The sequence below is a fragment of the Sutcliffiella sp. NPDC057660 genome (assembly GCF_042800035.1).
GTDB lineage: Bacteria > Bacillota > Bacilli > Bacillales > Bacillaceae_I > Sutcliffiella_A.
On the sequence record NZ_JBHVHV010000007.1, the window covers coordinates 230,983 to 243,978 of the forward strand.

A 12,996-nucleotide genomic window follows, 5' to 3' on the forward strand; every position below is an offset into this window, starting at 1 on the left:
AACTATCCCTTCGGCTTGAAGATTATTGCCACAAGAAATGCAAAAAGGATGGCAGCAGAGATACCCGCTGAAGTTAATTCAAATATTCCCATGCCTATCCCAATCAATCCATGTTTATCTGCTTGATGCATCGCTCCATGCAGTAAGGAATGCCCGAAACTTGTAATGGGAACAGTGGCACCAGCTCCCGCAAAATCAATAAGCTTATCATATAGTCCAAAGCCATCCAGTACCGCACCGATTACCACGAAACTGCTCATCACATGGGCAGGAGTCAACTTTGCAAAGTCAAGTAAAAGCTGGCCAACTACACATATGAGTCCACCTACAACAAAGGCAATGAAGTATTCCATCAGCTCTTCACCCTCTCCAATACAACGCCATGTGCAATGGTCGGAATTGATTCCTTTTGTTGGATCATGGTCGGACTAAGCAGGGCTCCTGTCGCGACAACAAGTATTTTGTTATATGTTCCATTTTTCAATTCATTCAAAAGATGGCCATAAGTGACAACTGCACAACAGCCACAGCCGCTTCCACCAGCAAATACTTCTTGATCTGGCCTGAAAATCATCAGTCCGCAATCCGTATGAATGGTTGAAATGTCATAGCCCTCTTCCTTTAACATTTCTTTCAGAATGGGACTTCCTACACCAGAAAGGTCACCTGTTACAATCAGATCATATTCATCCGGCTGAATTTGCAGGTCCTGCAGGTGTGCCTGGATGGTATCCGCTGCAGCTGGAGCCATCGCTGATCCCATATCAAAAGGGTCTGTAATCCCAAGATCCATTACCCTCCCTATTGTGGCAGCAGTTATTTTCACTTGACTCGGTTCCTTGCTTACAAGGGCTGTTCCTGCACCCGTTACTGTAAAAGTGGCCGAGTCCGGTTTTTGCCCTCCATATTCCGTTGGATACCTGAACTGCCGTTCTGCTGTGGCATTATGACTGCTTGTAGACGCTAACACCCTATTGGCAAAGCCTCCATCAATAAGTGCTGATGCCATTGCCAATGTTTCCATCGAGGTTGAGCAGGCACCGAACATACACAGAAAGGGAATCTGATGGTGTCGGGCCACGTAATTTGCTGTGACATTCTGATTCAATAAGTCTCCTGCCAAGAAAAAATCGATGTCCTTGTATTCAAGGTTCACTTTTTCCAAACACGCAAGAATCGATTGCTCCATCAGTCTGCGCTCCGCAAGCTCCCAATTGTCTTCTCCGCAGTGAAGTTCTTTATGGGTGTGGTCAAAATGAACGCCCAAAGGACCATCCGCCTCTTTCGGACCTACGGCTGTGCCAGTTGCTGTCAGAAAGACCGGATTCTGAAAAACCCATGTTTGTTTGCCGACGAATCTCACTTTTCACTCCCCCTTATCCTGTAAAACTCATATTAAAGAGATAGCGTATGAAACCAACAACATATGCAGCTACCACACCAAACACAATGACGCTTCCTGCAAGCTTGAACATATTCGTTGCAACACCAAGTACCAATCCTTCACTCCGGTGCTCCAAGGCTGCACTTGTCATTGAATTCGCAAAGCCCGTGACCGGTACAGCTGAACCCGCACCCGCAAACTGCCCGATCTTATCGTAGATGCCAAAGCCGGTCAATAATGCGGAAAAGAGAATTAGGGTCGCGACTGTTGGATTACCTGCTTGCTTTTCCGAAAAATCGAACACATTTATATAGAAGTTCTGAACTGCCTGGCCAATCAGGCAGATCAGTCCTCCAACGAGAAATGCTTTAATGCAATTCAACAGATATGGAGGCTTGGGCTGATATTTTTTTATATTCTGCTTATAGTTATCTTTTATCTTTTCACTCATTCCTGCTTCTCCTTTCATAAGTCCACAAAAACCAGCCAATGATAAAGCGAGCCGAGTATTTTACCAAAAACGATGGCCATTAACAAGATCGCCATCTGCCCATCCACACCGATCCGTTTTGCAAGAATCGGCAGTACATTGAGCACTTCCGTCAAGGCCGCGGCAAGCAACCCCACAAATACTCCACAGAAAAGTCCGATTGGAACAGCAATAAAAGACGGGAGATGAAACGTCACATGATTCAGGCTGATCCAGCTGCCGAACAAGGCTCCACCGATGACACCCCATTCATAGCTGAAAACGAATCTGGTCGTTTTGGTCAGCTGCGTCAATCGCGGAATGATACCGAGAACTGCAAGAAATGCCACAAATCCTGAACCCACCGCCAGCCCCCCTGCCAGTCCGAGAAAGACGACAAAGATGATACTAATTGTCATCAGTCTGTTTGGAGCTTTCTTTATTTTCATGCATGATGACATACATATCGAGATCCTGCTGATAGTTGAACATTTCCACTTCAAGCGGGCTCGGTTCCTCGTTAATGCGCTTTCTGAACACGTGGTTAAAGAACAAGATCATCCCAAGACCCAATCCAATGGAATATGGAATTTGCAGGAGTAGCGGTTTTTCGTCATCCAATCCCGTAATGGTCTTAAAAATTTTCTGGTGGACAATGCGCATGCTAACATCTTCATGAAAATTCATGATGGCCAGTGCAGCTCCCAGAAAGAGAAGAAGCCACACGGCTGCAAAAAACATCGGCCTGAACTGCTTTGTCTTATAGACAATTTCTACAATCGTCTGGGCTGGCCCAACCGTCTGCACATCAAGCTCAGGATCAGCTTTACGCAATTCCTTCAACACCCGCATAATATCAAGGACGACAATGGACTTATCGCTTCTGTTCACTTGGTGGATGGCAATTCCACCGACCATCCTCAGCACCTCTTCATCCCCGACCAGCTGACCTACATCGCCGATTGTGATGGTCTGGTTTGGACGAGCTTGAATACGATGACGCATGCGTATATACAAGATTTTATCCATCTCCTAACACATCCCGCCAAAACATTATTGTATATGTAGTATGGATTAGTGGGAGAATTACCATGCAAAGGAAAAAATAATGGGGAGAATTACCACAATTAGGGGAAAGTCTAATGGTTCTTGCTATCCATTTGGAACCTTGGTTTTATAGTAAGCACTTTGGGACCACGAAAGTTTGAAAACAGGGAAATCACGGTCTCAAAACTTCACTTTGGGACCACGAAAGTTTGAAAACAGGGGAATCGTGGTCTCAAAACTTCACTTTGGGACCACGACTGAACTGAAACAGGGAAATCACGGTCTCAAAACATCACTTTGGGACCACGAAGGTTCGAAAACAGGGAAATCACGGTCTCAAAATATCACTTTGGGACCACGACTGAACTGAAACAGGGAAATCACGGTCTCAAAACTTCACTTTGGGTCCACGAAAGTTTGAAAACAGGGAAATCACGGTCTCAAAACTTCACTTTGGGACCACGACTGAACTGAAACAGGGAAATCGTGGTCTCAAAACTCATTTTTGAATCACGATAGTGAGAAAATATCCAAAATAAAAAACCGTACGGATAATTTTACTCATCCATACGATCTTTCATCTGTACCAGTATTTTTTTCTCTAGCCTGGAAACCTGCACCTGGGAAATACCAAGCCGCTGGGCGACCTCTGTCTGTGTCTGATCCTTATAATAGCGCAGGTAGACGATCAGCTTTTCCCGCTCATCCAGCTCTTCTATCGCTTCCTTCAAGGCAATCTTATCAAACCATCTATTTTCCGAATGGTCTGCAATCTGATCGAGCAGGGTGATTGGATCACCATCATTTTCATACACGGTTTCATGAATGGAAGACGGTGCTCTTGCTGCCTCTTGCGCCAGTACCACTTCCTCAGCCGTAATCTCGAGGAACTCTGCAATTTCGTTGATCGTAGGCACACGGCCGTAGCGCTTCGATAATTCATCTTTCGCTTTTCTTATTTTATTGGCGACCTCTTTCAAGGAACGGCTTACTTTCACACTCCCGTCGTCGCGTATAAAGCGTTGAATTTCTCCAATGATCATTGGTACCGCATAGGTGGAGAATTTCACGTCGTAAGAAAGGTCAAACTTATCAACTGACTTCAACAATCCGATGCACCCGATTTGAAAAAGGTCATCCGGCTCGTATCCTCTATTCATAAAACGTTGGACCACCGACCAGACAAGCCGCATGTTTTTGGAGACAATCAGATCCCTTGCCTCCTGTTCACCATCTTGGCTTCTTTTGATCAGTTCTTTCACTTCATGATCTTTTAAGTAAGTTTGCGTTTCGTTTTTGACCTCCACATCCATAGGCTTAGCTCCTTAATTGCAAAGCGCTTTGCTCTTAGCTAGATATTTGGTCATACGGATAGAGGTGCCTTCTTGCGTTGAGTGAATATCTACATTATCCATAAAGTTTTCCATAATGGTAAAACCCATACCAGAACGCTCGAGCTCAGGCTTAGTAGTATATAGCGGCTGTCTAGCTTCCTCCACATCTTCAATTCCCATGCCTTTATCTTTGATGGTGATATGAACGGCACCATCTTCCAGTTCTACTGAAATATATACAGTGGCAGTAGGATCATTGTCATATCCATGAATAATGGCGTTTGTTACCGCTTCTGATACTACCGTCTTGATTTCAGTCAGCTCATCCATTGTGGGATCAAGCTGCATGATGAATGCAGCTACAGTTACCCTCGCAAAAGACTCATTTTGACTGAGTGCAGAAAATTCAAGGTGCATCTGATTTCTCATTATGCCACCCCCAATTTCTGAAGTGCATTTTCTTCGCTTTCTTCAAGGCGAATTATTTTAAACAAGCCAGACATTTCAAACAATCGCTTTACTGGCTGCGAGATGGAGCAAACCACCATTTCTCCGCCATTGCTCTTTATTTGCTTATATCTGCCTAAAATGACACCCAGCCCTGAGCTATCCATGAATGATAACTGCTCCAAATTCAAGATAATATGAGAGATTTGATGCTTCTGGATGATACTCGAAGCTTGTTCACGCAAATTCTCCGCTGTGTGGTGATCTAATTCTCCAGCTAATCGTATACAAAGGACATTTTGTTTAACTTCCAAATCAACGGTAAGACTCACTGTACTTTCCTCCTTGTGGAATCATCGTTCAGTGAGTCAATTTCGATTTTTCTATAACAAAATCCTGCATAGGGACAAAACTAGTGCTATTTCGCTAAAGAGTGTGCAAAACCGTCACAAATTTCATCAGTCAGTTTTTGTAAAATGTCCCATGGAACGCTTAAACAGTTGCCACCAGCTTGCTTCGAGACTATCTGAACCCGCAACAAGATCACTCTCGGATAGAACCTTGTCCCCTTTTTTCAGGACGATGGTACCCACCTTATCCCCTTTCTTAATAGGAGCCTGAAGCTTCATGTCGACCTTGATTTCCTTGACTACATCATCCACTTTTTCCCCTTTTTTGGTGAGGACGGAAATCGGTTCGCTTGTTACAGCTTCCAGCTCCTTATCGGAACCTTTGCTGACTTTCACTTTGGCTACTTCAACATTGCGTTCGAACATCGGATGCGTTTTATAATGACTGAACGCAAAATCAAGCATGTTTGTAATCTGCGCATTACGGTCCTTTGGAGTTGGCGCTCCGAACACTACAGCAATGACTCGCATATTATCTTTCTTTGCAGTTGCAGTTAAGCAATATTTAGCTTCTTGCGTAAAGCCTGTTTTCACCCCATCGACACCAGGGTAAAATCTAACAAGCTTATTCGTATTAACTAACCAGAATTTCTTTTCCGTATTTTGACGAAGGTAATCTTCGTATTGTCCTGTATATTTGGTAATAGCTTCATACTTCAATAGTTCTTTCGCCATGACTGCCATATCAGAGGCAGTACTATAATGATTCTTTGCTGGAAGGCCAGTCGGATTCTGAAACACTGTATTTTCAAGCCCCAGTTCCTTCGCTTTCATGTTCATTTTTTCAACAAAAGCCTGCTCTGATCCGGCAATTCGTTCAGCCATCGCCACAGAAGCATCGTTTCCGGATGCTATGGCAATTCCACGCAGCATTTCATCAGTCGTCATCTCTTCACCCGGCTCCAGGAAGATCTGGGAACCACCCATGGAGGCAGCATGTTCACTTGTTCGGATTTTTTCATCCCAAGACAGTTTTCCTTCATCCAACGCTTCCATAATTAATAGCATCGTCATAATTTTGGTCATACTTGCAGGCGGTAATTTCTCTTGTCCGTTTTTCTCATAAAGAACCTGACCGGTATCACGCTCAATTAATATTGCAGATCTCGCATTTTCAGTAAGTTGAACACTTTTTTCCTCCGCCTGTGCCAATGGGCTGAATGCGGAAAAAGCAAAAGCAATGGCAATTATGGCACTTCCAAACTTTTTCATCCTAATACCTCCATTCTTTTTCCATACTTCACATTTTTTCCATAAAGATACGTTTTATACTAAGATTTGGCAGTTGGGTGGAATTATTTTTGTGTTATGTATGATAAAGAATAAACTGAAATGGATATTTATGTTAATGTATACTTAATGTCAATGTTCGGGTTAAGAGGTAAATGAGGGAGGTGAAAAAATATGAAGGAAAGCTTCAGATTTCCCATCATATTTTTTGTAATATCAACTGGATGGCAATTAATAGCCAACAGTGAGATTCGTTGGGGACAAAACATATCGATTTGTTTACTCATGTTCTTGATCATATTGTTTTATAACTGGTCGAAAACACCATATAAGTGGAAATCATAAAAAAACAGCCCCCTTTTAAAACGGGAGCTGTCTCAATAAAGTTATTCAGAGATAGTATCATATACAAGCGGCGGCACGGTTACGTCACCAGTTACCACTTTAATGCTTTCATATAGCTTTTCTTTTACTTTTGCAAGGTCTTCCTGGTTGCTGTGGATGGTAGCAAGTGATTCGCCTGCTTCTACCTTGTCACCGATTTTCTTGCGAAGAACGATACCAACAGCCAAGTCGATTTCAGATTCTTTCGTTGCACGGCCAGCCCCTAGAAGCATTGCTGCAGTACCAACGGAATCAGCTACGATTTCAGAAACTACGCCAGCTTCCTTCGCTTCCAATTCAACCACAAACTTAGCCTGTGGCATTTTTTCCGGGTTATCAACTACAGAAGAATCTCCGCCTTGTGCTTCCAGGAATGTTTTCAATGTATCGATTGCAGCTCCCGAACGGATTACTTCTTCAAGCATACCGCGGGCTTCTTCCAATGTGGAAGCCTTCTCTGCTAAAAGAACCATATAGCTTCCTAGCACGAGGCAAAGCTCTTCCAAGTCTTTCGGTCCTTTTCCGCGAAGCGTATCGATTGCTTCTTTGATCTCCAATGCGTTACCGATAGCATAGCCAAGAGGTTGGCTCATGTCGGAGATAACAGCCATTGTTCTGCGACCAACATTGTTCCCGATGTCAACCATTGCTTTTGCAAGCTTTTTCGCTTCATCCAGATCCTTCATGAATGCGCCAGCACCTGTTTTTACATCCAGTACGATTGCGTCTGCCCCAGCTGCGATTTTCTTACTCATGATGGAGCTTGCGATCAATGGAATGCTGTTAACAGTAGCTGTTACATCACGAAGTGCATAAAGCTTTTTGTCAGCAGGAGTCAGGTTTCCGCTTTGACCGATGACAGCAACCTTGTTCTTGTTCACATAATCAATGAATTCCTGATTGTCGATTTCCACGTGGAAGCCAGGTACCGCTTCAAGCTTATCGATTGTTCCGCCTGTGTGGCCAAGACCGCGTCCGGACATTTTCGCAACAGGTACTCCAACTGCCGCAACTAGAGGAGCCAATACTAAAGTAGTTGTATCGCCAACTCCTCCTGTACTGTGCTTGTCAACCTTGATTCCTTCGATTGCAGAAAGGTCAATCGTGTCACCGGAGTGAACCATTGCCATTGTAAGGTCCGCACGCTCCTGATCGCTCATTCCCTTGAAATAAGTGGCCATTGCAAATGCACTCATTTGATAGTCAGGGATGGAACCGTCCGTGAAGCCTTTTACGACGAATTGGATTTCTTCTGTAGTCAGTTCTTTTCCATCACGTTTCTTCTCAATAACGTCTACCATTCTCATGTCAAACACACCTCTATTTTAAAATTACATACCTTTGATGATTGTTTTTACGAATTGCAGGAAGTTGGCTTTTACCATTTCAGTTGTTTCCATTACTTCATCATGTGTTAATGGCTGATCAAGAATTCCTGCTGCCATATTGGAGATACAAGAGATGCCAAGCACTTTCATACCGCTATGACGGGCAATGATCACTTCCGGCACAGTTGACATCCCAACAGCGTCCCCGCCTAATGTACGAAGCATTCTTATTTCTGCTGGAGTTTCATAGGAAGGTCCTGTGTTTCCAACATATACCCCTTCTTGCACCTTAAGGCCGATTTGTGCTGCCACCTCTTTTGCAAGCTTACGCAATTCCTTGCAATAAGGCTCGGACATATCAGGGAAACGCGCACCAAGTTCATTGTCGTTAGGCCCGATTAACGGGTTTGTACCCATGTTGTTGATATGGTCCGTCAGTAGCATCAAATCGCCAGCTTCAAAGCTTTCATTCACTCCACCAGCAGCGTTTGTCACGATCAGCTTTTCTACACCCAAGTATTTCATGACACGAACAGGGAATGTCACTTTGTCCATGGAATAGCCTTCATAGAAATGGAAGCGACCTTGCATCGCGATAACCGTTTTACCTTCAAGTTCTCCGATTACCAACTGGCCAGCATGTCCTTCAACTGTAGAAACTGGGAATTCAGGGATCTCGCCATATGGGATGGTGATTGGATTTTGGATTTCTTCCGCAAGTACGCCGAGTCCCGATCCCAAAATAAGTCCGATTTTCGGTTGGTTCTTGATTTTTGCTGAAATGTACTCAGCAGATTGTTTGATTGCAGCTACATTCATGAAAAGTTCCCCCTAGTTTAAGTCTGTTAAGAAGCTTTTTCCGTGCTTCGGCATTTTTGTATTAAAGTTATCCGCAACGGTTGCACCGATATCTGCAAATGTTTTACGGATGTCCAATTCTTTTCCTTCTTCTTTTCGTGGTGTGTACACCAATAAAGGTACATACTCACGTGTATGGTCGGTACCAGGGAAGGTCGGATCATTTCCGTGGTCCGCTGTAATGATCAATAGGTCATCCTCACGAAGGTTGGACAGCACTTCAGGAAGTCTTGCATCAAACTCTTCCAAAGCTTTTCCGTAGCCTTCCGGATTTCTTCTATGACCGTAAACAGCATCAAAGTCAACAAGATTCAAGAAGCTGAGTCCTGTGAAGTCCATTTCAACAGTATCCATAAGCTTATCCATACCATCCATATTGGAAACGGTACGTAGGGATTTTGTTACACCCTCTCCGTCGAAAATGTCAGAGATCTTGCCTATGGAAATCACATCAAATCCGCTGTCCTTCAACTCATTCATGACAGTGCGTTCAAAAGGCTTTAATGCATAGTCATGACGGTTTGATGTACGTTTGAAATTGCCAGGCTCTCCTTCGAACGGACGGGCAATGACTCTTCCAACCATGTATTTTTCATCCAGTGTCAATTCGCGGGCAATTTTACAGATGTCATACAACTCCTCTATCGGAACGACACCTTCATGTGCAGCGATTTGGAGAACGGAATCAGCAGAAGTATATACAATAAGTGAGCCTGTTTCCATATGCTCTTTCCCTAATTGATCAAGGATTTCCGTTCCGGATGCAGGAATGTTACCAATCACTTTTCTGCCCGTCTTCTCTTCAAGCTCCTGAATCAGCTCATCAGGAAATCCTTCCGGAAACACCTGGAATGGCGTATCGATGCGAAGACCCATGATTTCCCAGTGACCAGTCATTGTATCCTTCCCGCTTGATGCCTCTTCCATTTTTGTATAGAAAGCAAGCGGCTTGGCTGCCTTTTCAACACCTTGCACTTGTTCGATATTGCTTAGGCCAAGCTTCGCCATGTTTGGCATGTCTAGCCCATTCATACGCTCTGCGATATGTCCCAATGTATCAGCACCCTTGTCACCGAACTTTTCTGCATCAGGCGCTTCCCCGATTCCAACAGAGTCCATCACGACAAGGAACACTCTTTTATATGTATAAGAACTCATTTGATAACCTCCTATAAAAGCTATTCTACATTCATGTTTTTTTGTCCTAGGTATTTTCCCCTCTTTTTAAGAGGATAACCATAAGAAATACTAACTTGATTTGTCAGAAGTCTGACCTCTTTCCTCAGTATAAACAAGCGCTTTCAGTCTTGCAATCAAAAAATAAAAAAAAGACTGTTCTGACAACCAGCCTTTATGCTCTTGGATGAAACATGCTGTAGACATCCTTCATTCGAGTCTTTGTAACGTGTGTATAAATCTGTGTTGTGGAAATATCAGCATGACCGAGCATCTCCTGGACTGCTCTGAGATCTGCCCCGTTTTCCAAAAGATGTGTTGCAAACGAATGACGCAATGTATGAGGAGTGAGATCCTTTTCAATTCCCGCCTCTTTGGAGAGTTTTTTGAGGATTTTCCAGTACCCCTGTCTGGTCAGACGGTTACCATGATGGTTCAAAAACAGTGCATCTGTTACCTTTTTCTTTTTGAGCCGTCCTCTACTTTCTTCTATATATGTATGAACCGCCAGCTGTGCCAGTTTTCCAAGGGGAATGATTCTCTCCTTGTTCCCTTTTCCGATGCAGCGTACAAACCCCATCGTTAAATGGACATCACTCAGATTTAGGGAAATAAGCTCCGACACACGCATACCTGTGGCATACAACAGCTCAAGCATCGCCTTGTCCCTGATCCCGATCTCCTTGCTTGTATCTGGGGAATCCAACAGGGCCTGCACCTCTTCCACCGATAATACCTGTGGCAGCTTCTGCTCTGTCTTAGGACGGTCGATATGTACGGTCGGATCTTGGGTGGTCACTTTTTCCCGAAGCAAAAACTGGTGAAAAGAGCGTATTGATGCAATATGCCTCGAAATGGTCTTCGAAGACTTTCCTTTTTCATGGAGGAACTTTAAAGATTGGATAATGGTCGCTCTTGTCACATGATCGAGTGAAGCAATCTCCTCCACCTTGCTGATATATAGAATATATGCTTTCAAGTCACGTTCATAGGATACAATCGTGTTATCTGCCAAACCCTTCTCGACTACCAAATAATGCATAAAATCATTTAAATGCTCCTGCACTTCACTCTACTCCCCGTAATGATAGAAAAACAGTAAACGCTGTATCCAGCTTTCATCCTTCTCCTCTATCATTTTTGTCACTTTCACCGCTGCCCCCTCCGGCTCATCATAACGGTGGTAATTCTGATACTCCTGATTGACCCACATGATGCCATAGTAAAATAGCACCGTGCAGCCGGTAAATAATATAAATACTTTAAATGTATTATAGCATGTTTCCATAATATTCTTCATGTATAACGAACCTCCAACCTGCAAATTTTCCGAATAACTTGTCTTATTAGAAGGTATGACAATTTATCGGGGTTTTATACATGGTTAGTGTAGATTGTAAATTTAATTTGCACATTAAACACCGCTGTTGATTTCCGCAATAGGTTGCGCTTTCCGCGGGGCGTTGGTGGAGCCTATTGCTCCAATCAACAGCTAGACACCCTAAAACTTACTACTATACGGTTTTTTACATATCTGATTCCTAAAAATAAAAAAATGTCCCGAAGCGCTTTGCTCGTTGGGACATTTTCATTATGTATTCTAGTTCTCTTCTTCCGGATTTTCTGGATCCTGGCAACGATGACAGATTCCGTGGAATGTCAGACGGTGATCTTTGATCTTGAATTTCCAATCACGCTCCACGATTGCTTCCACATCTTCCAACAGGTCATCCTGAATCTCATCCACTGCGCCACACTCTATACAAACCAGATGGTGATGGAAATGCTTTTTGCCCTCTTGCCTTAAGTCATAACGGGACACACCATCGCCAAAATTTATTTTATCCACTATTTTCAATTCTGTAAGCAGCTCTAAAGTTCGATAAACGGTAGCAAGTCCAATTTCGGGGGACTTTTCTTTTACGAGGAGGTATACATCTTCCGCACTTAAATGATCCTCTTCATGCTCCAATAAAACACGGACAGTTGATTCCCGTTGAGGAGTAAGCTTGTAGCTTGCGGAATGTAGCTGCGTTTTAATCCGTTCAATTCTGTCTTCCATAACTTGTTCCCTCCCTCGCTATACCATTTTATTTTATCGAATAGGGAGAGAACTGTCAAAGAAAATATAATTATTACAAATAAGCCATAATAGTCATTTTTAAATAATAATTATTTTAACATGGTGATAACCGATTTCATAAATACCGGGGATGCCACAGCTTCTATCAGCGATGCTGGGATTAGCAGCAGGCAGATGCAGCCCATCGCCAGGCTATATCTTAAGAACTGCTGAAAGAAGGGCTCCTGAATTCTCTTTACAAATTGCTGGCGAATCATTTTTAACGAAAATGCCACAGACAAGGTGCCGATGATGATGTAAGCCGGTATGGCAATCATGTTCTGTGGAAGGATCGATACGAAGGATAGCAAAAAGCCCTCCCAGCTTAATTGGTTGACCAGGAAGCCAACCGTAAAACCGACCACTACCCCTTTTAAAAACAATAATACCAAAATGACCGGCAACCCTATGATGGAAATGCCGAGCACCCACATGAGGAGCACATATTTCACATTATGAAAATAGCTCTGAAAGAATATATCCTTCGCATTCGCAAACTGACCATCCGCCACTTGTCCAAAAAAGCGGTTCAAGTAGACTAGCAGATCCTGCTTCTGCGTAAAGTTCATGCTGTTGACGACAATGGCACCGAAAATCACTCCCATAAAAAAAAGCACGACAATGAACAAGTATAAAGAGGAGTGTTCTCTTAAATGCCCTAGTAAAATGGAAAAGCGCGACTGTTTTTTCATCCTAGTTCCTCCTATCACTCTCTTACTAGATTGTATGAAGGAGGACAGGAAGTATGACTGGGAGGCGGAAAACTTTTAGCGTTTCCGACATTCCCCGCTTCCACAGGACCGCAAA

The 12,996-nt window shown here is 43.5% G+C and carries 16 protein-coding genes; all 16 read right to left on the reverse strand.

What is annotated here, in order from left to right:
* Positions 1-2 precede the first annotated feature (2 nt).
* The 16 genes from spoVAE to spoIIM all read right to left on the reverse strand — a co-directional run bounded on the left by spoVAE (position 3) and on the right by spoIIM (position 12,881).
* Positions 3-353 (reverse strand): stage V sporulation protein AE, encoded by a 351-nt coding sequence (gene spoVAE / locus ACFVAD_RS10105; RefSeq protein WP_386638996.1) that lies wholly within the window; start codon positions 351-353, stop codon positions 3-5.
* Entirely contained in the window at positions 353-1,363 is a 1,011-nt protein-coding gene (spoVAD, locus tag ACFVAD_RS10110; RefSeq protein WP_386638999.1) for a stage V sporulation protein AD, read from the reverse strand. Before spoVAD ends, spoVAE begins: the two co-directional genes overlap by 1 nt.
* Positions 1,364-1,376: 13 nt before the next feature.
* Positions 1,377-1,835 carry a stage V sporulation protein AC gene (gene spoVAC, locus ACFVAD_RS10115; RefSeq protein WP_386639002.1) on the reverse strand — a complete coding sequence of 153 codons (459 nt, stop codon included), beginning with the start codon at positions 1,833-1,835 and terminating at the stop codon, positions 1,377-1,379.
* A gap of 14 nt (positions 1,836-1,849) precedes the next feature.
* On the reverse strand, positions 1,850-2,272 hold the full coding sequence (locus ACFVAD_RS10120; protein WP_386639111.1) for a stage V sporulation protein AB: 423 nt from the start codon (positions 2,270-2,272) through the stop codon (positions 1,850-1,852).
* On the reverse strand, positions 2,262-2,882 hold the full coding sequence (locus ACFVAD_RS10125; protein ID WP_386639004.1) for a stage V sporulation protein AA: 621 nt from the start codon (positions 2,880-2,882) through the stop codon (positions 2,262-2,264). The genes ACFVAD_RS10120 and ACFVAD_RS10125 overlap by 11 nt, the downstream gene beginning before the upstream one ends.
* Positions 2,883-3,457: 575 nt before the next feature.
* Complete coding sequence (gene sigF, locus ACFVAD_RS10130) at positions 3,458-4,213, reverse strand: RNA polymerase sporulation sigma factor SigF (protein WP_204418051.1); 756 nt, start codon at positions 4,211-4,213, stop codon at positions 3,458-3,460.
* 12 nt (positions 4,214-4,225) lie between these two features.
* The gene (gene spoIIAB / locus ACFVAD_RS10135) at positions 4,226-4,663 is read right to left on the reverse strand and encodes an anti-sigma F factor (RefSeq protein WP_386639008.1); all 438 of its coding nucleotides are present in this window, start codon (positions 4,661-4,663) and stop codon (positions 4,226-4,228) included.
* Positions 4,663-5,013 (reverse strand): anti-sigma F factor antagonist, encoded by a 351-nt coding sequence (spoIIAA, locus tag ACFVAD_RS10140; protein ID WP_386639011.1) that lies wholly within the window; start codon positions 5,011-5,013, stop codon positions 4,663-4,665. Before spoIIAA ends, spoIIAB begins: the two co-directional genes overlap by 1 nt.
* 126 nt (positions 5,014-5,139) lie before the next feature.
* Positions 5,140-6,303 (reverse strand): D-alanyl-D-alanine carboxypeptidase family protein, encoded by a 1,164-nt coding sequence (locus tag ACFVAD_RS10145; RefSeq protein WP_386639014.1) that lies wholly within the window; start codon positions 6,301-6,303, stop codon positions 5,140-5,142.
* 404 nt (positions 6,304-6,707) lie between these two features.
* A complete protein-coding gene (locus ACFVAD_RS10150) occupies positions 6,708-8,012 on the reverse strand; it encodes a pyrimidine-nucleoside phosphorylase (protein ID WP_386639017.1) in 1,305 nt (434 codons plus the stop codon).
* A gap of 24 nt (positions 8,013-8,036) precedes the next feature.
* Complete coding sequence (locus ACFVAD_RS10155) at positions 8,037-8,852, reverse strand: purine-nucleoside phosphorylase (RefSeq protein ID WP_386639020.1); 816 nt, start codon at positions 8,850-8,852, stop codon at positions 8,037-8,039.
* Between the two features lie 12 nt (positions 8,853-8,864).
* A complete protein-coding gene (gene deoB / locus ACFVAD_RS10160) occupies positions 8,865-10,049 on the reverse strand; it encodes a phosphopentomutase (RefSeq protein ID WP_386639023.1) in 1,185 nt (394 codons plus the stop codon).
* 193 nt (positions 10,050-10,242) lie between these two features.
* Positions 10,243-11,133 carry a site-specific tyrosine recombinase XerD gene (gene xerD, locus ACFVAD_RS10165; protein ID WP_386639026.1) on the reverse strand — a complete coding sequence of 297 codons (891 nt, stop codon included), beginning with the start codon at positions 11,131-11,133 and terminating at the stop codon, positions 10,243-10,245.
* Positions 11,134-11,139: 6 nt separating this feature from the next.
* Positions 11,140-11,367: a YqzK family protein gene (locus ACFVAD_RS10170; protein WP_204418043.1), complete on the reverse strand. Its 228-nt coding sequence runs from the start codon at positions 11,365-11,367 to the stop codon at positions 11,140-11,142.
* A 300-nt stretch (positions 11,368-11,667) separates the two neighbouring features.
* On the reverse strand, positions 11,668-12,129 hold the full coding sequence (fur, locus tag ACFVAD_RS10175; RefSeq protein WP_386639029.1) for a ferric iron uptake transcriptional regulator: 462 nt from the start codon (positions 12,127-12,129) through the stop codon (positions 11,668-11,670).
* Positions 12,130-12,239: 110 nt separating this feature from the next.
* Complete coding sequence (gene spoIIM, locus ACFVAD_RS10180) at positions 12,240-12,881, reverse strand: stage II sporulation protein M (RefSeq protein ID WP_386639032.1); 642 nt, start codon at positions 12,879-12,881, stop codon at positions 12,240-12,242.
* Positions 12,882-12,996 lie beyond the last annotated feature (115 nt).